The organism is Natrialba hulunbeirensis JCM 10989, assembly GCF_000337575.1.
In the GTDB taxonomy this organism is placed as follows: domain Archaea; phylum Halobacteriota; class Halobacteria; order Halobacteriales; family Natrialbaceae; genus Natrialba; species Natrialba hulunbeirensis.
This window is the reverse complement of the sequence record NZ_AOIM01000034.1, coordinates 131,332-153,085: the sequence shown is the minus strand read 5'-3', so window position 1 is coordinate 153,085 and position 21,754 is coordinate 131,332. Positions and strand designations below refer to the sequence as shown.

Annotated in this window: 17 protein-coding genes; 10 read left to right on the top strand and 7 right to left on the bottom strand. The window is 61.6% G+C overall.

Annotation, left to right across the window (positions count from 1 at the left end; all coding sequences use genetic code 11):
* Nucleotides 1-138: 138 nt before the first annotated feature.
* From C483_RS11135 to C483_RS11120, 4 genes are all read right to left on the bottom strand, one after another.
* Nucleotides 139-1,071, bottom strand: a complete 933-nt coding sequence (locus C483_RS11135; protein ID WP_006653462.1) for a ketopantoate reductase family protein — start codon at nt 1,069-1,071, stop codon at nt 139-141.
* A 34-nt stretch (nt 1,072-1,105) separates the two neighbouring features.
* Nucleotides 1,106-1,396 (bottom strand): DUF7130 family rubredoxin-like protein, encoded by a 291-nt coding sequence (locus C483_RS11130; RefSeq protein WP_006653461.1) that lies wholly within the window; start codon nt 1,394-1,396, stop codon nt 1,106-1,108.
* A gap of 280 nt (nt 1,397-1,676) precedes the next feature.
* Entirely contained in the window at nt 1,677-6,923 is a 5,247-nt protein-coding gene (locus tag C483_RS11125; protein WP_006653460.1) for an LAGLIDADG family homing endonuclease, read from the bottom strand.
* Nucleotide 6,924: 1 nt separating this feature from the next.
* Nucleotides 6,925-7,344: a PPC domain-containing DNA-binding protein gene (locus tag C483_RS11120; protein ID WP_006653459.1), complete on the bottom strand. Its 420-nt coding sequence runs from the start codon at nt 7,342-7,344 to the stop codon at nt 6,925-6,927.
* A gap of 338 nt (nt 7,345-7,682) precedes the next feature.
* On the opposite strand from C483_RS11120, the gene C483_RS11115 reads away from it, so the two are divergent.
* From C483_RS11115 to C483_RS20445, 6 genes are all read left to right on the top strand, one after another.
* Complete coding sequence (locus C483_RS11115; RefSeq protein WP_006653458.1) at nt 7,683-9,389, top strand: ABC transporter substrate-binding protein; 1,707 nt, start codon at nt 7,683-7,685, stop codon at nt 9,387-9,389.
* Between the two features lie 214 nt (nt 9,390-9,603).
* A complete protein-coding gene (locus C483_RS11110; protein WP_006653457.1) occupies nt 9,604-10,602 on the top strand; it encodes an ABC transporter permease in 999 nt (332 codons plus the stop codon).
* A 100-nt stretch (nt 10,603-10,702) separates the two neighbouring features.
* Nucleotides 10,703-11,704, top strand: a complete 1,002-nt coding sequence (locus tag C483_RS11105) for an ABC transporter permease (protein WP_006653456.1) — start codon at nt 10,703-10,705, stop codon at nt 11,702-11,704.
* A gap of 61 nt (nt 11,705-11,765) precedes the next feature.
* Nucleotides 11,766-12,926 carry an ABC transporter ATP-binding protein gene (locus C483_RS11100; RefSeq protein WP_006653455.1) on the top strand — a complete coding sequence of 387 codons (1,161 nt, stop codon included), beginning with the start codon at nt 11,766-11,768 and terminating at the stop codon, nt 12,924-12,926.
* A 121-nt stretch (nt 12,927-13,047) separates the two neighbouring features.
* Entirely contained in the window at nt 13,048-14,424 is a 1,377-nt protein-coding gene (locus C483_RS11095) for an ABC transporter ATP-binding protein (RefSeq protein WP_049912598.1), read from the top strand.
* A gap of 221 nt (nt 14,425-14,645) precedes the next feature.
* Nucleotides 14,646-14,804, top strand: coding sequence for a hypothetical protein (locus tag C483_RS20445; RefSeq protein WP_006653453.1), 159 nt, complete (start codon nt 14,646-14,648; stop codon nt 14,802-14,804).
* A gap of 233 nt (nt 14,805-15,037) precedes the next feature.
* On the opposite strand, the gene C483_RS11090 is transcribed toward C483_RS20445, so the two are convergent.
* Nucleotides 15,038-15,631 (bottom strand): hypothetical protein, encoded by a 594-nt coding sequence (locus C483_RS11090; protein WP_006653452.1) that lies wholly within the window; start codon nt 15,629-15,631, stop codon nt 15,038-15,040.
* A 173-nt stretch (nt 15,632-15,804) separates the two neighbouring features.
* On the opposite strand from C483_RS11090, the gene C483_RS19970 reads away from it, so the two are divergent.
* Nucleotides 15,805-16,857 carry a hypothetical protein gene (locus tag C483_RS19970; RefSeq protein WP_152419869.1) on the top strand — a complete coding sequence of 351 codons (1,053 nt, stop codon included), beginning with the start codon at nt 15,805-15,807 and terminating at the stop codon, nt 16,855-16,857.
* 229 nt (nt 16,858-17,086) lie between these two features.
* Here C483_RS19970 and C483_RS20440 read toward each other — a convergent pair whose 3' ends face one another.
* Nucleotides 17,087-17,248 carry a DUF7556 family protein gene (locus tag C483_RS20440; RefSeq protein ID WP_004267462.1) on the bottom strand — a complete coding sequence of 54 codons (162 nt, stop codon included), beginning with the start codon at nt 17,246-17,248 and terminating at the stop codon, nt 17,087-17,089.
* A 135-nt stretch (nt 17,249-17,383) separates the two neighbouring features.
* Between C483_RS20440 and C483_RS11080 the strand changes: the two genes are divergently transcribed.
* Entirely contained in the window at nt 17,384-18,235 is an 852-nt protein-coding gene (locus C483_RS11080; RefSeq protein WP_006653450.1) for a CBS domain-containing protein, read from the top strand.
* Nucleotides 18,228-20,063 carry a glycine--tRNA ligase gene (gene glyS, locus C483_RS11075; RefSeq protein WP_006653449.1) on the top strand — a complete coding sequence of 612 codons (1,836 nt, stop codon included), beginning with the start codon at nt 18,228-18,230 and terminating at the stop codon, nt 20,061-20,063. Before C483_RS11080 ends, glyS begins: the two co-directional genes overlap by 8 nt.
* 88 nt (nt 20,064-20,151) lie before the next feature.
* Here glyS and C483_RS11070 read toward each other — a convergent pair whose 3' ends face one another.
* A complete protein-coding gene (locus tag C483_RS11070; protein WP_006653448.1) occupies nt 20,152-20,583 on the bottom strand; it encodes a hypothetical protein in 432 nt (143 codons plus the stop codon).
* A 439-nt stretch (nt 20,584-21,022) separates the two neighbouring features.
* Between C483_RS11070 and C483_RS11065 the strand changes: the two genes are divergently transcribed.
* Entirely contained in the window at nt 21,023-21,613 is a 591-nt protein-coding gene (locus C483_RS11065; protein ID WP_006653447.1) for a hypothetical protein, read from the top strand.
* Nucleotides 21,614-21,754 lie beyond the last annotated feature (141 nt).

Here is a 21,754-nt window from a genome sequence, read left to right as displayed (position 1 = left end):
AGACCACTGGCGACTGGGTAGAAACGAGACGAGCACGGTTCTACGGTTACCCGCGCAGTCGGAGCGATCCCATCTCACCGACCACCACGACCACCAACAGTCGTTACGCTGTGCGCACACTACAATCACCAACAGTCGCTACGCTGTGCGTACACCACAACCTCGTTCCCACGTCCGAATCAGGGTCGTGAGTATCTGATTCGTCGGAACGTCGACCTCGAGCGCCGTCGCCCGCTCCACCACATACCCGTTGATCGAATCGATCTCAGTCCGTCGACCGGCAGCAACGTCCTGGGCCATCGACGACGTGTTCGCAGCCGTTCCCGTCGCTACACGGTCCATCGCCGTGACCACCTCCCGCTCGCAAAGTGAAACCCCCGCAGCCTCTGCAACCCGTGCCGTCTCACGGGCTGCGTCTCTCGCCACCTCTGCTGCAGGACCGGACGAAACCGCATCGTTCGTCGTTCCCGTAAGCGCCGTTACCGGATTGATGCCCGCGTTAATCGCGAGTTTCGTCCATAGCCGTCGTGGCATATCCTCCGCGATGGCAGTCTCCAGACCCGCTCGGTCGAAGGCACCCCCGATGTGTGTCGCCTGGGTACTCGAGTTGGAATCGCTCCCGGTTGACCCGCCGTCGAGCCAGCCGAGCACGATCTCGCCAAGTCCGGTGCATTCGACGACGCCGGGTTCCTGGAGAATCGCACCATACGTCGCCGTTCCCGCCAGAATCGGCGCGTCGATCGCAGCGGCGAGCGTCTCCTCGTTCCCCATCCCGTTTTGCAGCGAGAGGACAGCGTCGAACGCGCCGGTCGCGAGCGTTTCAGCTGCAGCAGGAGTATCGAACGATTTGACCGTCACGATCGCGAGGTCGGCTGCGAGATTGCTGCCATCTGTCGTCGCGTCGGGGGTGACCGTCTCGTCGAACTCGCCACCGAGTCGGAGTCCGGATTCACGGATTGCTCTCGCGTGTGGCTCGCGGGCGACGAGTGTTACCGTGTGCTCATCGGTTCGAGCGAGCACGCCACCGACGAGACTACCGAGACTACCGGCACCGAAGACCACGATCTCCATCGTGCAAAGGACGGGACGCCAGCGCGATAAAGTGTTAGTCTTCGGTCCAATAATAGAGGTTCTCTCGCTCCGTGCCACAGGACGGGCACTGCTCGGGCAGGTCCTCATCGAGGTCGTCCATCTCGCCGCACTCGAGACAACGCCACATCAGGTGTGCCTCGCCAAACTCGTGGCCGGAACGAACGTGTTCGACGCTCAGTCCCTCCATTCCGTCGCGAATCGTTACGTCGAAGCCGGGACCGTTTCCGAGTGGTTCACTGTCTCCGGTGTAGACCGTCGTGCCGACGCCGAGATGCAGATTAGAGTCATCGTGTCTGGAACCCATACGTGTCGTAGTACTCGAGAGCGCAGAAAGCCAGTACGCAGACTGGAGAGTCTGAGTAACCGGTTTCCGTGAGCGTCGTACTGTGTCGACATACCCACGATGTAGTGTATAACGATATATGAAATAGCCCTGGAGAGAGGGAGCAGACGCGAGCGAGGACAACGGACTCGAGTGCAACACGTTGAGAAGAACGCGAGAAGGGGTGGGGCTGAGACCGACGGCTATCGGCAAGCGAACGGACAGAAACGGATGACTGGCAGGTCAAATTCCCCGATAGCGGCTACATGAAGTCCTCGATACCGGACTGTTTGTTCTTGTCGTTCTCGAAGATGCTCTCGAGTGACTTCTCGAGTACTTCCAGTCGCTGTTTGGTGTAGTCTCGGCAGTCGTACTCCTCGGCGACCTCGATTGCCGTCTGCATGTACTTGTTCACCGATCCCTGGTGGACGGTGAGATTGACGCGACCGCCACACTCACGACAGTCGCCAGTCAGTGGCATCCGGCGGAACTTCTCGCCGCAGTCGAGACACCGGGTTTCCTGTCGGGAGAACGCCCGCAGGTTCCCGATCAGGTCCGGCAGGAAGTGGTACTCGATGACCCGTTCTGCGACGTCTGTTTCGTCGACGGCGGCGAGTTTCCGCGAGAGTTCGAGCTGGGCATCCATCTTGTCCATCATCGAACCCAGCGTCTTGTACGCGGAGAGGTCCGGGCCCATTGCGATGTCTGTCACGTCGTGGGTGTGCTCGAAGCCGGTGTACTCGCCATCGGTGCCGAGCGTGTCCTCGCCGATCTGGATGTCCACATCCTCCGGATCGGCCTGCTCTAAGGTTGCGAGATAGAACTCGCGGGGGTACTGCGAGACGATGTCCATGTTGTGGGCCTCGTCGTCGATCTCGGAGGGGTCGATCCGGGAGGACATGACCAAAGGCGCGTCCATGCGCCCACCTCGTTTGTCGGGGAGGAAACTTCTACTAAAGTTGAGAAGTCCGTCCATGAGAAGCATCACGCAGTCTTCGTCCCCGTCACACTGCCCGACAAAAACATCATTGGCAACGAGCGTATTCGTTTCCTCAACAGTGAGACAGTACGTGTAGTCGGTATTACTTTCGACAATTTCGGTCGAAACTACTTCATCAAGCCACGTTTCACCGCCGTCAGCGAACAGTCGCTGTGTACGACACTCCGTTTGCTCGAGGACATCGGTTATCGTGTCCTGCTTTCGTTCGAGATGGAATCCGATCCGGTCGGCGAATCGAGCAGCGTTCTCGGACGTTATTTTGAGAATCCAGGTCTCGAATTCTGGGACAGGTCCGTCATCGGCATAAAACTCAGCAACGGCACCGGTAGACGGACAACGGGTTTCACGGTACGCTTTCGCTGCAATTCCAAAGCGTTTCAGCGCGGCGACGAGGTCATCCGCAAGTTCGTCGCTGACTGTGTGGGCCCGAATATCGATACGATCACTTGACGTGCTCCCATCGCCGCTGAAGTACGCAGCAAGGAACGCTCGCAACTGAGATTGTGGGCTATCAAGGATGGAGTTCGGAATCCGTTTCGTTTCTGCGGTCGTTCCGAGATTGAGTACGTCCGCGAATAGCACCGCGACGAGACGACTCGAGACAGTTACTTTCCACTCGTTCTCTTCGAACGCATCTATGGAGAGCGCACGGTCGAACGCATCCATAATCTCATCTCGGGCTACGTCGTCAGGCGTACAGATCGTCGTCTGATAGAAGGATCCATCTTCCTGACGGGAAAATCCTTCAGCAGTGTAATAGCCGAGCAGTGTCGCAACGGATTCGTCGATTGTAAACTGTCGTTGAACACTCGCACTGTCCCGTTTAACTCCGAGCGTAATGTCGTCCGGAATCCGTTCGAGGAACTCGTCGGTCTCGAACAGGGAAAGAAGTGGACCGACCGGAACGCTATCTCGATTTACCCAGTTGTAGACCGTGGACTGAGAGAGATCAAGTCGTTCAGCGACTGGCTTGAGATATGCCTGTTCCGTTGTCGCATCGTCGAGTAGTTCCGTGATTCGATCCGAGCCGAGGCCACGAATAACGAGTGAGTCGTTCGGAATTGCGTCCGTCTCGATAAACGCGTCCAGCAGATCGATCGATTTCTGCGTTCCCTCAAAGTCGATTGACTTCGGACTCGGCAGTTCGTCACCCGGCGAGAGCATTCGAGCGTCGACAGCCTCCAACCCTGCGGGCGTCCACCGATGGAACGTGTGATCTGGCGTTACAGTGATCGTTCGACCGCTTCGTGTTTCGACGCGAACGAGGTGATCAGGTGCCGGATGTTTCGAAACGGCAGTAACGGGTCGCTCAGTGGGCGTTCCGTCGGCAGAAACTGACGGAACGGTAAGCCCATCAACATCCTGTACGAGTGTCCCGAAATCGTCCGTACCTGGCTCAGTCAACCGCTCTTCGACGACCGTTTCGATCGATTCGTACCCCCACGCGTCGTTTTCGTTCTGGTACCAGAGGTTCGTCTCTGGATGGAAGCAGTTGCGACGCTTTGCGGCGTGAAAGTACGGATGCGCGTATCCGACCGCTGCGCTCGTAAAACCAATCACTCGTCCGACAGTTGCGGCGCTCGTGTGCGGTGCCATGCCGAACACCAACTCGCCGACCAGATCCTGACGATCCTCGAGTTCGTAGAACGGCTCGAGCCCGTAGTACTGCTCAAGCAGGTCATCGATGAAGGCAGCCGTCTGCATCATGTGTTCGGCTGCGCCGTCAGAAAGGACGATGTCCTGCACGTTGAGTTCGACCAGCTGATCCTCGTGGACCAGTGGCTCACCGTGGATATCCTCCTCGTAGCCCAGCGCCTGAAGCTGCCCGACGTCGATGTCGAGTTCGCTCGCGCGGACTGATGTCACCGGCAGGTCCGTCATGTCGTAGCGAACGGTGCCGTCTTTGAACGCCGACACGTCGTGTTTGGCGCGCAGGATCCCCTTCTCGATGGGTTCTGGAACCTTGTTCGACGAGGTCAGCCCCTTCACTCCCTTCAGGATCTCGAAGGCGTTCTCTCGCTCGCCGACGGACTCGAGTGCACTCCGGAATTCGTCGTTGATGTCGACCTCGCGGGTCTCGACGCAGGTCCCCTCGATCTCACAGCGGCCACACTCGACGCGTCCAGCATCGTCGGGCTCGAGTGACTGTTCGCAGTCGGGACAGCGGTAGTCGGGTTCGGTTCGGGTCTCGCAGTCGGGACAGCGGTTCTTGAACGTCTCCGTGCCACAGCTCGGACACTGGTGACGGCCGATCTGGACGTCGACGACGCCGGGCGTGTCCGACATGGTTTCGGCGTGTTTGGCCGCGTCGGCCACGTTGCGCTGTGCGCCGCCGGCCTCGCTGATCGGGAAGAGGGTGTGGACTGGCGGGCTGAGGTCGCGGCGCTCGGACTTCTCCGGGCGGCCCATTCGGTTGCCGACGCGAGTGGGCGAGCGTTCTCGAATCTCGAACGGTGCGACCTCGTTGACGGCTTCGACAGCGTTCGAGCCGTCCGGCTGGTCCTCGTGGCCCCAGGTGCGAGCGCGCGTCGAGAGGTCGTCGTCGGCCCAGGTGCGCTCGAGTTCGATCGTCGCTGACGAGGTACTCGCGTCCGGTCCGTCAGGAGAGACGTTCGCGCCAGGAGACCGTGAGGAGCCGTCGGTCGCCGTCCGTCGGATCTCACAGCCGAGCGAACGCGCGAGCGGCCGCCAGTCGTCGATTTCGATTCGGCCATCGTCCTCGTCGCTGCCCTCGCGCTGGCGGTGTTCGATTACGATCGTCTCGAGTGCCTCGCGTGTGGGTTCGGTGTACTCGAGGACGAGGGTGCCAGTCTCTGCGCCATCGCCGCCAATCCCGTCTTCGGCCTGCTCGACCCGTCCAGCAGCCACTGCGTCCGCCAACGCACAGAAGTCCTCGACGGGCAAGTCGTGCCAGAGGTAGGTGTACATGGGGTGCAACGGCGCGTCGTACTCGAGTGCCCACTCGATCGCCTCGTCGGGGTCGGGGTGTTCGAGGTCGATGCGCGGGTCGTCCTGCAGGGCCTGGATGTCGACACCGGCAGCCTCTATGTCCTGAATCCACCACTCGGGGGTGTAGGAGGCGGGCGCGAGCGGGTGGTTGTTCTCGACGAATTCGCCGTAGTTGACGAGGTACTCGCCGAGGTCGAGGATCGCTTCGACGCCGTTTCGGATCTCCTTGGCTTCGGCGGGGTCGTCGACCTGGCGAACGTCGCCGTTGGCGAGTTTGACGGTCGGCCCCTCGATGGAGTCGACGGGAACGACGCCGGCGGCCTTGCCGGGTCGTTCGGTCTTGATCTGGGTGCCGGTCGCGAGGAAGTCGTCGACCAGGTGCATGGCGGCGGGGTGGACGCCGGCGGTCGCGAAGCCGTGGTTTCTCGCGCGGCCGTAGCGCAGGCGGAAGCCGCCTGCCGCACAGGGGTGGGAAAAGACCGGCCGGCCGGCAATCAGGTCGCGGAGGAACTTTTCGGATTTGCCGACGCGGGGTGGTCCCTCGGCATCGTCGCTGTCGTCGGCCGGAGTATCGCCGTCGTCGGCTGTGTCGGGGTCAGCTTCGTCCGTCTCGGCGTCTGCTCCGCTCTCTTCGTCGCTGTCTCCCTCGTCCTGTTCGCCGGTCTCGTCTTCGGCAGCCGCGTCGTCAGCGTCTTCATCTTCGTCGACCTCCACATCCGCCGCGTAATTGCCGTCGATCAGATCCTGCAGCCACGGCCAGTCGATCTCGTCGAGATTTCGGGTGTAGCGCTGGATCTTGGGAGCCTTGAGCGCGATCCCCTCACCCAGCACGAGACACATCCCGCCGCGGGCGCTGTTGGTGTCGACCCGCTCCAGGTCGCGAAAGCCGGAGACCTCCTCGTCCCCCGTTGCCTCCCCGTCGAGCATGATCGGGAGGTGTTTGGCGATGAACTTCGCCTCCTTGTCCTTCGGGCAGTACTGCAGGCCCGTCTCCTTGTCGTAGAGGGCAATCTCCTCGGCGTACCGCTCGATCTCCTCCTGTCGCGCGTCGTACTGCTCGATACCGACGAGCGCGCGGGTGTAGTCTGCGACTAGCACGGAGAGCGCCTGTGCCGTCCCGCCCGCAGATCGGATCGGTCCGGCGTAGTAGACGTTGACGAACTCCGTCCCGTCGTCGTTCGTCAGAATCTCGACCCGGTCGATCCCCTCGATCGGCGCTGCGACGACACCCTCCGTGAGCAGGGCGACCGCCGTTCGAACCGCGCCCTCGACCTTGCCGGCTTTCGTCTCGTAGTCACCGACACGACCCTCTGCGAAGTCCTCCGCGAGTTCGAGAGCTGCCTCCTCGCGAGACATCTCGCCCTCGAGTTCCCTGACGCGCTCGGCGACACCGTCGATCCCCAGAATGTTCTCGACGCGGTCGGCCATGTCCCGTGCGGTCGGAATCTCGACGTCAGGTTCGGGATCGCTGCCGCGTTCTTTGGCTTCCTCGGCGACGTCGAACGCCTCCTCGAGCTGGGACTCGAGTTGCTCGAAGTATCGTTCGTCTTCCGTGCGCATTTCAGAGCCAGAGGTCGAGCTCGGTTGTCTCGTCGTACTCGCGCTCGAGGCCCTCCTCGAAGACGCGCATGTGGACCTCGCCGGCCCAGACGGTAGCCGCGTTCAGGTGGCCGGCGTAGGTGGTACCGTCGGGGTCAGAGAGGACGGCGTGGGTGTGGGCAAAACGCTCGTCCTCCAGCAGGGAGACGTTGCCGACACAGCTTGCGACTTCGAGTGGCTCGTCGAACTCGATGGGGTAGTACTCACACTCGTCCTGGTCGTAGAACCAGAGTTCGGCGTCCTGGACGGCACCGAGGGCGGTAAACCAGGCGGCGTCGGCCGCGACCTCGTCGGCGAGCGACTCGAGTTCGGCGCGCCAGTCCGCGCCGGTGTCGAGGCGGGCGACGTACTCCGCGTCGGTGTCGACGGCTCGGTAGTTCATACAGCGATACTGTATGTGCCGGTGGAAAAAGGTCACTGTTCCAGTCAATAGCGGACGATGTGGCGGTGTCAGAGCGCAACTGTAACACCACCGAACGCCACGAGAGGGTGGTAGCGTCACACAACAGATCACCGACCGTGAGTGTCTGCTCACCGGGTCGGATGAGTGAAACGAGTCGAGAACTCATCAGACGGACGCTTCGAGGAACCACATCTGTTCAGTAGTACACAGCAATGGCGACCAAAGGACGGCAAAAAGCGTGTAAAATCGCATTACGTTGGGGCCTTCGTCAGTATTGCCGTTATTCCCTTCGTTTGGGAGAGGATAACAAAGAGTCGATGACTGTGTATATCGACGGGATGGTACGGAAGTTACCAGACGTCAGCCGGCGATACGTTCTTGCGACCGGAACGGCAGTGTCGGCGACGGCCATCGCAGGGTGCATCGGTGGGAACGGTGAGGACGAAAACGGTGAGGAGGACATCATCGATCCCACAGACTACGACTACGATCGGGAGGAACCCGACGACGAGGACGCTGCTCGCGAGAGCACGATGGAGTACACCCAGGAGCTAGAACGGGACGAGGACTTCGACCCGATTCACTCCAACGACGCCTACAGCGCGCAGGTGTACAACCTCGTGTTCGACGGCCTCTACGAGTGGGACGCCGGCCTCGACCTGGAGCCGAAGGTTGCCGTCGATATGCCCGACGTAGAGCGCGACGGCACACGATACCTCTACGAGATCCACGAGGGAATCGAGTTCCACAACGGCGAGGAACTCACCGCGAGCGACGTGGCCCACACCTTCATGGCCTACCAGGAGGAGGACAGCGTCAACGAAGCCCAGTACGACATGATCGAAGACGCCGAGGCGATCGACGATTACCAGGTGCAGGTCGACCTCGAGCATCCGTACGGGCCGTGGGAACTGCAGACGATGGCGATCTCCATCGTTCCCGAGAGCGAACGTGAGAGCGAGGACGACCGCGAGGAGTTCAACACGAACCCGGTCGGCTCCGGCCCGTTCGTCTGGAGCGACTTCGAGTTTAACGAGTACGTCACGCTCGAACGCAACGACGACTACTGGGACGATCCGGAGCCGTATCTCCAGGAGATCACCTTCGTCGATAACGTCGACGAGGCGAGCCGAGTCGGCGAGATCCGCGCCGGCGACACGGACGCCATCGCCGACGTCCCCAACGACGACTGGGGGGAACTCGAGGGCGACGACGACGTGCGAGTCCACATCAGCGAGAGCCCGTCGTACATGCACCTGACGTTCAACTGTCGGGACGACGCGCCGACGGGCGATCCCGACGTGCGTCGGGGGATCTGTCACGCGTTCTCGATGACCGACTTCGTCGAGTCGCGCCTCGGAAACGTTGCACAGCCGCTATCGGCACCGATTCCGCCGATCACGAACGACCAGTGGGGCTTCCCGCTCGACGAGTGGCACGACGAGCACTATCCGGAGTACGATCCAGACCAGGCCGAAGAGTTGCTCGACGGCGCGGTCGACGACGACTGGAGTCCGACGATCGCCGCACCGGGTGACCACCGTGGTGATCTAGCCGAGCGGATCGTGACCCGCCTTCACGAGATCGGCTACGAGGGTGCTCAGGCCGAGACGCTCGACTTCGGGACGTTGCTCGACCAGACGGTGTACAACGAGGATCCGAGTCCGGACGACTTCCAGGCGTATCTCCTCGGCTGGACCGGCGGGCCGGACCCGGACGCCTACATGTACAACCTCTATCACGAAAGTCAAGTCGGCGTTAATCAAGCGCACTTCTACGAGGGAAGTGACAGCTTCCACGACGACATCGCGGAGGCTCGCGAGCTGGCGGATCAGGACGAACGGTATGACCTCTACGAGGGTGTCATGCTCGAAATCTTAGAAGAGTTGCCGTCGCTCCCGGCGTACTCGTTCCACAACACGATGGCGTCGGGCGAACACGTCCGGGACCTACACGCCCATCCGATGGTCCAGCAGAACCCGCGTCCCGTCTCCGAGTACGGCAACGTCTGGATCGACGACTGACCGGGACCGTCTCGCTCGTGGCGTCAGGGCTGGTTTGAACCGGCCCTGGCTACCACTGCCGACGCCCGCTGGACAAAGAGAGCGACGCCGGAACAGCACACAGCCGGACCCGCTGCAGCTGAGACCGGAGACGATGCCGGCGGCGGCCTGAGACGCGAAGAGACGGCAACTCGACTCCGACCACCACCAACGCTCACATCGCTATCGCACTCACATGGGACTCCTACGATACACGGCCTTTCGCGTGGTGCAGGCGATCCCCGTCCTGATCGGGATCACCGTCATCACGTTTATCCTCGCGAACCTCGCCCCCGGCGACCCCGTTCGGCTCATGCTACAGGGCCAGGAGGTCGACCAGGAGGTGATCGAGCGCGTCGAGCGCCAGTACGGCCTCGATCGCCCGCTCCACGAGCGGTACGTCACCTACATGGTCAACCTCCTGCAGGGCGACCTCGGACACAGCATCCACCGGGACCGGCCCGTCACCGACCTGCTCATCCAGCGGGCCGGACCGACACTCTTGCTCGTCATCTCCGCGTACGCCTTCGCGCTCGTAACCGCGATCCCGCTGGGTATCATCGCCGCAACCCGGCGAAACGAGCCGACCGACCACGTCTCACGCATCGTCGCGCTCATCGGTGTGAGCACCCCCTCGTTCTGGATCGGCATTATGCTCATCCTGATCTTCGCGATCCAGCTCGGATGGCTGCCCTCGAGTGGGCTCGTCTATCCGTGGCGCAGTCCAGCACACTACGGCTACAGCGGGTATCTCGAGTTGGCGTTCCAGACGATACGCCATCTGCTGTTGCCGATGGTTGCACTGGGGACGTTGCAGATGGCGACGCTGATGCGCGTCGAGCGCACGCAGATGATCGAGTCGCTGCAGGGGGAGTACGTCAAACTCGCGCGAGCGTACGGCGTTCCGGAGCGGACGATCCTGCGAAAGCACGCCTTCCAGGTCGCCCAGTTGCCGATCATCACGATCGTTGGACTCAACCTCTCGACGGCGCTCGGCGGTGCCGTGCTCATCGAGTACGTGTTCAACATCAACGGGATCGGGCGGCTGTTCCTGGAGGCGATCCAGAGTCTCGACTACCAGCTAATCATGGGAATCACGATCGTGATCGGGACGATGTTCGTCATCGGCGTGATCATCACGGACATCTCCTACGCCTACATCGACCCTCGAGTGACCTACGGAGATCGTGACTGACCATGCGAGGAATTAGTACCACGCTCGGCGATGGAAGCGACCTGGGAACTGGTCTGAACAGTGTTCGGAACAGCGACACCACCACAGGAGGTGACTAAGCATGGCAATCGGTGAAGGCCAGATGGGAGATCGATCCGGCGGCCCACCGGAGGACGTCGAAGCCAAGTTCGGCTGGCGCTACACGTTCGCGAAGGTGATGCAGGATACGACCGCGCGATGGGGGCTATACGTCGTCGCAATCGTCCTGCTGATCTCGGCGTACACGATGATCGACAGCAACCTCTCGCGGCTCACCTTCGGTGCCGTGTCGGACTTTACGTTCGCCGAGGCGCTCCCGATCTTCGATCATCCTGAGCGGATTCCACCACCGGGACAGGGAGAGGAGAACGTTCCACCGGCGTTTCACGCCGATGGCTCACTGAGTAATCCGCTTGGCACCGATCCGAGCGGCCGCGATTACTTCACCAGAATCGTCTACGGCGCACAGGTGTCCGTCAGCGTCGGCATCGCCTCGACGCTGATCGGCTTCGTCGGCGGAACGCTCATTGGAGCGGTCTCCGGATACTACGGCGGCCGGGTCGACGACGTGCTCATGCGGATGGTCGAAACCGTCTACGCGATCCCCCCGCTGATCCTCATCATCGTCTTCACGGTGTTCGTCAGCGGCGGGACACCGGATATTACCTACGCGATCATCGGCGTCGGAATCACGTTCATCCCCGTCTTCGCCCGGATCATCCGCAGCGAGGTACTCTCGGTGCGCGAGATGGACTACATCGAGGCCGCGAAGGCGTCGGGTGTGAAGAACCGAAACATCATCCTCAGACACGTGATTCCGAACAGCTTCGCGCCTGTGCTGGTCTATGCAACCCTCCAGATCGGCGTCACGATTCTCATCGTCGCCGGCCTCTCGTTCCTCGGTTACGGTGCACAGCCACCGACGCCGGACTGGGGACAGATGCTCAACGTCTCACACGGCTACATGCACTCGAACGTCTGGCTCTCGATCTGGCCGGGCCTTGCAATCCTGATCACGATTATGGGATTCAACCTGTTCGGTGACGGCCTGCAGGACGCGCTCGATCCGCGAATCGACGACTGACCGACTACCGAACCGATCACGAGTAACCCACGACACCGACGATGACAACACCACCCCACCCATGAGCGCAGAACCACTCCTTCGCGTCGAGGACCTCAAGACACAGTTCTTCACGGACGCAGGAACCGTGCGGGCAGTCGACGGCATCTCCTTCGAGGTCTACGAGGGCGAAATCGTCGGCCTCGTCGGCGAGAGCGGGGCCGGCAAGAGCGTCGCCTCGATGAGTCTCCTTCGGCTCATCGAGTCACCCGGGGAGATCGTCGGCGGTGAGATTACCTACAAGGGCGAAACGATCTTTGGACTCGAGGAGGGCCCCGACGGCGAACTCCGCGAGCGCGAGGACATGCTCACGAACGAGGAAGTGCGCACGCGTATCCGGGGCAACGAGATCGCCGTTATCTTTCAGGATCCGATGGAGTCGCTCAACCCCGTCTTCACCGTCGGTAGTCAGCTCCGGGAGTTCATCGAACTCAACCGCGATCTGTCAAACGGTGCGGCACGACAGGAGGCGATCGACATGCTTCGCGAGGTCGGCATTCCCGATCCCGAGGAGCGCTACGAGGAGTATCCCCACCAGTTCTCCGGCGGGATGCGCCAGCGGGTGCTCATCGCGATGGCGCTGGCCTGCGAACCGAGTCTCATCATCGCCGACGAGCCGACAACGGCGCTCGACGTGACCGTCGAGGGCCAGATCATCGACCTGGTCGACGAACTCCAGCAGAAGTACGATACGAGCTTCATCTGGGTGACCCACGACATGGGCGTCGTCGCCGAAATCTGCGACCGCGTGAACGTGATGTACCTCGGCGAAATCGTCGAGCAAGCGCCGGTGGACGAACTGTTCTACGACACCAAACACCCCTACACCGACGCGCTGCTGGACTCGATGCCGCGGCCCGACCGGACCGTCGACGAACTCGACCCGATCACAGGCGTAATGCCGGAGGCGATCAGCCCGCCGTCGGGCTGTCGGTTCCACCCGCGCTGTCCCGACGCCCGGAAAGCGTGCAAGCGCATCCATCCCGAGAACAGGGAGGTCGCACGCGCCGAGGGCTACCCACACCGCGCCGCCTGCATCAAACACGACGTCTTCGGTTCGGACTACGAGGAGAGCGTCCCGATCGAGAACGGTGCCGGAGCCGACCAGCAGACGCCCGCGAGCGCGACCGACGGTGGCCGCGGCGAGAGCGAACGGACCGACGGAGGTGAACACGATGAGTGAGCGTACGTCGGGGACCGATACTGGCACCGGTGCTGACACCAACGCCAACGCCAGCACCGATACCGACACCCCCAGCGACGCCGGTCAGTTCGCCAGCGAGGCCGGCCAGTTCGGCTCGGAGATGTCCGGCGAGACCGTCCCCTACGGCGAACCGCTCGTCGAGATCGAGGGGTTGAAAAAATACTTCGACCAGAGCTCCGGCCTGTTCTCGGGTGTCTCCGTCGATACGAGCCAGTTCCCGCCGATCAGCGTGGGCGAGGAGCGAGTCAAGGCCGTCGACGACGTGACCTTCGACATTCGCCGCGGCGAGACGCTCGGCCTCGTCGGCGAGTCGGGTTGTGGAAAGAGCACGCTCGGTCGGACGATCCTCCGGCTGCTGGAGCCGACCGCAGGACGGATCTCGTTCAAGGGAGAGGATCTCGCGACGCTCAGCGGCGAGGATCTGCGGACGAAGCGCTCGGAGATCCAGATGATCTTCCAGGATCCGCAGGCCTCGCTGGATCCGCGGCTGACGATCGGGCAAATCATCGAGGAACCGATGCACGCCCATGGGATGCTCGACGACGAAGGACGGGAGGCCAGAGCGAAGGACCTCCTCGAGCGCGTCGGCCTCGACCCCCACCACTACAATCGGTATCCCCACGCTTTCTCGGGCGGCCAGCGCCAACGGGTCAACCTCGCCCGCGCGCTGTCGGTCAACCCGGACTTCATCGTCTGTGACGAACCCGTCTCCGCGCTCGACGTCTCGATTCAGGCGCAGGTACTGAACACGATGGAGCGCCTGCAGGACGAGTTTGGACTTACCTACCTCTTCATCGCCCACGACCTCTCTGTCATCCGCCACATCTCCGACCGGGTCGCGGTGATGTACCTCGGGAACATCGTCGAACTCGCCGACAAGGAGGAACTCTTTGAGAACCCGCAGCATCCCTACACCGAGGCGCTACTCGAGTCCATCCCGGTTCCCGACCCCCGGGAAACTGGCGCGCGGGGGGTACTCGAGGGCGAGGTGCCGAGCCCGGTCGATCCACCCTCAGGGTGTCGGTTCCGGACGCGGTGTCCGCGCCTGATCGCGCCGGAGGCGTACGAGTGGACCGACGAGGAGTGGGCACAGACGCGAGCGTTCATGCGGGCGGTCAAGCGGCGGACGTTCGAGCCGATGACGGCCGCCGAGTTGCGCGCCGACTTCTTCGGTGGGACGCTCCCGCAGGGCGAACCCGGCCGAATCGTCGAGGAGGCTATCGAACTCGTCGCGACGGATCACGAGTCGGCCGCCGAGGTGACGCAGGCGGGACAGCAGGGTGAGACGGCCACCGACGGCGGACAGGCGACTGCCGGCGGCGGTCAGTCGCGAGTGGTCGCCTGGAACTCTGCGACGACGTTGCTACTCGAGTCCTTTGCCGAGCAGAGTATCTGTGCGCGAGAGCGACCGGCCTACGAGATTGAGCCGGAGTACGGCGGCGAGTCGCATTTCACTGCCTGTCATTTACAGCGGTGAGTTGGGTGGAGCTGGCAGTGTGGCGAGCACTACTCACAATTCACACATATCATGATTCCCCATTCACTCCAAAAATAGTAACTGTAGAACAACTGTATTGAGCCCTATCTACGCACTAAACACCAGTCTTCGTTCACGAGAAGCAGAGATACACGGACGAGAAACACATGATCTTCCATCTCATAAATACTTATGTGGCCGACGGCACTATTAACTCATGTATGAGTAAGATCCTCGCTACGGTTGCCGCCTGTAACCGCACGGTCGCAAAGGCTCGACGAACCATCCGACACTCCCCGGAGTTCGGTGACGATACCAACGCCGACGAAGATGGACGTCCATCGACGCGCATCCCGCCGGGTGGCTTCCTCACCGGATAAAGCGGCAGAACTCCGAAACTGCCGGCTGAACCGCTGGAGTCCGGTTCCCCTCCGGTCGGTCTCCACCCTCGCTCTGTTCGCTGCGCTCTCACCCCTCCACTCTCGGTTCGTCTCCCATAGCAATTGATCGTGGGATGCGGTCGACGTTCGTACTCCCGTGCGCTCGATTCTGTACACGTCACGCTCGACACACTGTACTACTGTACTCGAGTACACCCGCCTTCGCGAATCGGTCATCGAATTCGGACAACAGTCGAATCGCTCGGCTGGTAGCGGCCCTCCCTGGTCGCGATGAACGCCCGAATCTCGTACTCGCCCGGATCTGGGACGACGTACTCGTGGCGACCCGCGGTCCGCTCGAAGCGGCCGTTCCAGGTTACGCGGATCTCCTTTCGCTCGCCCGCGCTGAACCGAAACGTGGAGGGGGCGGATTGAAGATAGCGGCGCTCGTCGCTCGCCTCGAGTTCACCGTCGACAGACCAGCCCCAGCGGCGACGGCGCGGCGTGGGTACGGCAACCGAAACCGGGAGTCGATTGCGGAACGCGACGGTGAACGAGACGGCTTCGTCCTGCGCGTAGACGTCGCGGTCGCTCGTCACCGACACCGAAATCGCCCGCCGAGCGAGCGGTCTGGGGACGAGCGACGAGAGCAACGACGCGATCGAGTACCGGGAGTCAGACGTGGACTCGAGTCCGGTTCCGGAGTTGGTTCTGGGTCCGGGACCGGGGCCGGGGCCGGGACCAGGGCCGACGCCAGATCTTCGCGGTCGATTTCCGCCAGTTCGACCGCCGTCACGTCGGCTATCTGTGCGCTGATGATCGACCATCGACTACGACATCAACGACGGTGTACTAAATGTTGGGCTCTGGTAAATCACTAAACGAGGCGACTCACCGTAAGAGATCATGTCGCGAGCGCCATACTGGGACGATTACGACTGTAAAATCGATATTTGTGCTTGAAGAAGATATTTGTGTGTGGTGATATTAATTTCCCGTGATGAAGCGTCGGAAACTCCTCGCAACGTCGTCGCTCCTTTCGTTCGGGGTAATAGGTTGCTTGGGTAGAGGAGAAGAGACTGGATCAGAGAACCCTGTCGGGATGTCCGTTGAGTCTCTCTACCGGGCCTCTCCCCTTGCGGATACCGAACTGGCAAGCGGTCTATCAAGCACACCGTCATCCTACCAGACGGTTCTTGCCGATAGAGCGGCAGCCGAAGCTCGGCTAGAACAGCACGGGGATGTAGATGCGTTTATCAACGAGACGGATTTCAACAATTCATATCTTGTAGCTATCTTGGCAGGGTTGTGGTCAAGTCCGCATCGGTTAGAACTGGCGGCGATGGATCGCACGGAGTCCGGTATCCATGCAATCGTAGAGACCGTCTCTCCAGACGCAGGAGACCACGATTTGGCCTATCATGGATTAGTCCTCCGTATCACCGATGAGATGGCCGGAATCCCCGAGACAGTGAGTGTGGAGGTTGACGGCGAAGATGCTGGGACCACCGAACGTGCTTTGGCTCTCGGTGAAGCACCCCCCGTTTCGATTGAAGCGGCTCCCGACCAAGAGTACGAACATTCTGGGGACGACAATCGTGTCTCCATCGAGACCGAAACAGGAGAGACGAAAGAGATGGCGTTTGACGAATGGAGCACAAGACAGGCAACGAGCGCCACTATAGATCACGTCCAAACGCTCCTTGAAGAAGAGGGTATCGTGAAGGCGACGGTAGATGGAGCCGAAGAGAGGGAAACCGCGATCGACGTTGAACCGGATGCGGTCACGGACGGGTTCTTCGATCACGAAGAAGCCGTTGACTGGACGGAATCCGAGAGCGAGGTCGCTGTCACCCCCGTCGTCCGTCATACAACAATGTATTCGAACGAGGGTGAAATCGAGTATGGATCGGGTGAGAACTGGGGACCCCAGGTGGACTTCGAAACAGTCGTCGAATCGACGCCCCAATCTGCCGAAGTTACGGTAACATTCCCGGAGCGAGACGACACGTCGGTCGTTCCAGTGCTATGTCTCCAAGAGGAGATATACTAGATAGCACGTTTCTCCGAAAACTCGAATTTTTGTACTCAAGCCTACGAAAAAAGTCCATCACGACCTGACGACGCTAAAGAGATTCTCGGCGAGCACCTTGATGAGGCGAAACAAAGCAAGCTCAAAGACGTTTTTACGATAGCTAAGAAGTAGCGGACGCGAACGAAGCGCCCGCTTGTACGCCACTGCAGCCCGACAGGCCCCCACCGTGTCGAACAGTGAAACCCCCCTATCGCCACGCCGGAAGTGTCATTGCCTCGTCCGCTCGCATGGAGAGCCATGCGTCGTCGGCCGAGATATCCGCAATGACGTACTCGTCGCTCGAATCCGTCGAATCGATCGAGCCGACGACCGTCTCGTCTGCCGCTGTGGTGTGGGGTTTCGACACCATGGTAGAGAGTGACAATCCAAGACATATAAGCGCGTCGAATCGACCTCTCAGAAGACACAAACGGACTGACACGAGCGCCGAACGCGGGCGCACGAAACACTGGGTTTATACTCATTTTTGCCCTACTGTAGGGACATGAACGTAGCCGACGCGATGACACCCCGCGAGGACGTGGTAACCGTCGACCTGCCAGGCACTCGCTCGGACGTACTCGAGTACCTTCAGGAGCGGTCGTTCTCGTCAGTGCCGGTCGTAAAACCGACGGACAACGGCCCCGAGTACCGCGGACTGGTCTCTCGAGATACGCTAATCGAACAGCCCGACGAGGACCAGCTGGTCATGTTGATGGACGAGGTGCCGACGACGACGCGCGAGAGGGGACTCGAGGAGGTCGCCCGAACGATGGTCGAGGAAGGCGCGCGCCGCGTTCCGGTCGTCGACGGCGAGTTCGAGGGGATCATCACAGTGACGGACGTGATCCACGCGATCGCGACGGGCGATCAGGAGACCGACGACACCGTCGGCGGCTACGCGAGTGAGGACGTGAACACGACTTACGAGGGCGCTCCGCTGCCGGTCGCCGAGCGCGAACTGTCGTACGCGAACGTTCCCTACACGGTCGCGCTGGACGACGAGGGTGGAATGAGCGGTGTCTTGACGGAGGTCGACATCATCGAGGTTGCCCGCATCGTCGAGGGCGAGGAAGAGACGGGGAACAACTTCCCGGATCAGGACTCGGAGTGGTCCTGGGAAGGGATCAAGGGCGTCGGCAGTCGCTACCTCCCGACGCGGGACATCGAGATTCCAAACGGTCCCGTCCGGGAGTTCATGAGCGACGACGTGGTGACGGTCTCGACCGAGAAGACGATTCAGGAGGCCGCACAGCAGATGATCACCAACGACATCGAGCAGATTCCGATGGTGACGGGCGAGCAACTCGTCGGCATCGTCTGTGACGTGGATATTCTGGAGGCACTCTATGAGTGAACAACAGCAGAACACGGCGAGTACGGATGCAGAGACAGCGGCAACTGCGGAGACGGACGCAGAGATAGAAGCAGCCGCGGCAGACGAACAGACGAGCGAGAAACTCGTCGAACTCGCAAAGCGCCGGGGCTACTTCTTCCAATCGTCGGGCGCGTACGGCGGCGTCGGCGGCTTCTACACCTTCGGTCCCCAGGGCGCAGCGCTGAAGGGCAACGTCGAGGACGCCTGGCGCGACCGCTTCGCCGTCGCCGAGGGCAACATGGAGATCGACGCGCCGACGATCATGCCCGAACCCGTCTTCGAAGCCTCGGGCCACCTCGATGGCTTCGACGACATGCTCGTCGAGTGTCCGGAGTGTAGCGAGAGCCACCGCGCGGACCACGTCGTCGAAGATAACACCGAGTACGAGGACGCCGAGAGCCTCCCCATCCCGGAGGTTGAGGAGGTCATCGCCGAGTACGAACTCGTCTGTCCCTCCTGCGGTGCGGGGCTGGCGGGCCAGGCCGTCGAAACGTTCAACCTCATGTTCGCGACGAACATCGGCCCCGGCGACTCCCAGCCCGGCTACCTCCGCCCCGAGACCGCACAGGGCATCTTCGTCGAGTTCCCGCGACTCAAGGAGTACGCCCGGAATCAGCTCCCCTTTGGCGTCACCCAGATCGGCCGCGCCTACCGCAACGAGATCAGCCCACGGCGCTCGATCATCCGCACCCGGGAGTTCACGCAGGCCGAACTCGAGTACTTCGTCGATCCCGAGGAGGACGAACCGGACCTCGAAGCGGTCGCGGACGTCGAGGTAACGCTCTACCCGGCCAGCGAACAGAACGCCGACGATGGTGCAGAGATCGAGACGACCATCGGCGAGGCCGTCGACAAGGGCATCATCGGTGACGAATGGGTCGCGTACTTCCTCGGCGTCGCGAAACCGTGGTACGACGCCGTCGGCGTCGATATGGACCGGTTCCGGTTCCGTCAGCATCTCTCCGGTGAGCGCGCGCACTACGCAGCAGATTGTTGGGACGCCGAGAGTGAGATTGACGGGAATTGGATCGAGATGGCCGGCTTCGCCTACCGCAGCGACTACGACCTCTCGAAGCACGCCGAGTACTCCGAGGACCGCTTTACCGTCTTCCGGCAGTACGACGAACCGAAGACCGTCGAGCGCGCAACCGTCGACCCCGACATGAGTTATCTGGGTCCCGAGTTCGGCGGCGACGCCCAGGCCGTCGTCTCCGAACTCGAGTCCCTCGCCGGCCGAGACCGTGATGCGTTCGAGAGTGACAGCATCGAGATCGAACTCGAGGGCGAGCACCACGAGATTCCCGTCGAGAAGACCGGCTTCGCAGTCGAGGAACAGACCGAGGCCGGCGAGCACATCGTACCACACGTCGTCGAACCCTCCTTCGGTGTGGACCGGCTCGTCTACACCGTCCTCCACCACGCCTACGCGGAGGACGAAGTCGACGGCGAGGAGCGCACCTACCTCGCGCTCGATCCCGAAGTCGCGCCCACCTTCGTCGGCGTCTTCCCGCTGCAGAACGACGACGAACTCGAGGCCACCGCCGACGAAATCGTCGCAAACCTCCGGGACGTGGGCCTCTCGGTGACCTACGACGACTCGGGTAACATCGGTCGGCGCTACCGCCGCCAGGACGAGGTCGGCACGCCGTTCTGCGTGACCGTGGATTACGAGACACTCGAGAACGAGGAGACCACCGTAACCGTCCGCGAACGGGACACCACGGACCAGACGCGACTGCCGGTGTCGGAACTGCCAGAGATCATGGCGGATCTTCGAGCGGGGGAACTCGAGTTCGACGAACTCTAACGGAAACAGCGGGAGTCGGTAGCGGCATAGCGGAACGGGAGAACAGGAACGACAGGAGGAACGGAGACAGCGATCGGAGAACAGGGGCCTACGAGTCTGACTCCGACGCTGGCTTCCAGCCGCCGAGTTCTCTGGCGACGGCAACGTGTCCGACGACGTAGAACGGGATCACTGCGAGGATACCGATGGAGACGTTGCGAAAGATCACGTCTGGAAAAACGACAGTAGCGAGTACGAGCGTCACTGTGATGACGATCGCCATCACGACGAGACGGGCGGCAATGCTGAGATCGCGAGCCATCGTCCCGATCCGCTTCCCGACCGGCGATTGTGCGACCGGTCCCAGTACGATTGCACCGAGGACGAACCCGAGCGCAATCCACTCCCAGCGTAACCCGTTACCCGGAGCGGGCCAGGTTCCGTGAAGGAGTGCGAGGCCACCAGCGAGGCCTCCTGAGACGACATCGATTTTCGTCGGCGGGCGATCCGGAAACACCGCACGCAACACGGTCGAACTCATTTTGTAACTGTTCTAGAACCGACAGTAAAATAATACCTACTTTGGCATGTAATCGGTGTGGGACGAGGATCTCTCACCCTCGAGCCAGAGGCTTCCCCATCGCTGTCGGCGTCTTCCCCCGCAGAACGAGGCCGAACTCGAGGTCACCGAGAACGAGGGACGACAGTGGCAGTCCGTAAGAGGAAGCAACGGAACAAAAACGGTTGCGAGTGTCGGAACCGCCTCGAGAGCAAGATTGAATCCGTGAGCGAGGCCGGAGGCCAAGCGAGCGGGCCGACGACCGATGTGGAGGCCCGTACGGGCTGAAACGGAGGGAGGAGGGCTTTTCATCACCAGTTTGCCGAGTGCGATCGCTCTGCGGCCCACGCAGCGCAAACGGTTGGACGTAACCGACGCACTGAAGGTCACCACCTCCGACGGGAGAAACAGAGACGAAACGATGGCCGACGAACTCAAACGACGGCTCGTCCACTCGAGTGGGGCCGGCCTGGTCGCCCTCTATCTGCTCGCAACCTACCTCGACCTCGGCCTCACCTGGGAACGCTTTGGCGTCCTGATGACGGTCCTCGCCGTTGGCACGATCGCACTCGAGTTCGTCCGACTGAACGTCGGACTCGACCTCTGGATCTACGAGAAGTTGACCCGCGACTACGAACAGGACCAGTTCGCGGGCTACGGCTACTACATGGTGAGTATGACCATCGTGGTCCTGCTCTTCCAGCCCGAAATCGCGCTGCCGGCGATGTTGATGCTCGCGGTCGGCGATCCGATCAGCGGCGCTGTCTCGGATAACACGCTGCGGCGGGTCAAGAGCACGAAGGTCCTCGTCACGATGTTCGTCGTGAGTGCGATCATCGCCGCGCCCTTCTTGTATGAAACCCCGCTCGCCGTCCTCGCGGCCGCCCTCGGCGCGACCATCGCCGACGGCGTGAAGGTCCAGATTGGCGATTTCATCGTCGACGACAACCTGACGATTCCGATCTACGCCGGCGTGCTCGCGTGGGTTGTACTCGAGTTCGTCCCGATTTGAATCTGGTTCGGATTCGTCCCGGTCTGACGGGCGCTCTGCTCTGCCTGAATCGGGTTCGTCCGGTCTGAATTGTGTCGGATTTTGTTGTTCTGCTCCCCGTTCGTCTCGAGCACGAGCAGTTACGTTTCGTGACTGTATTCG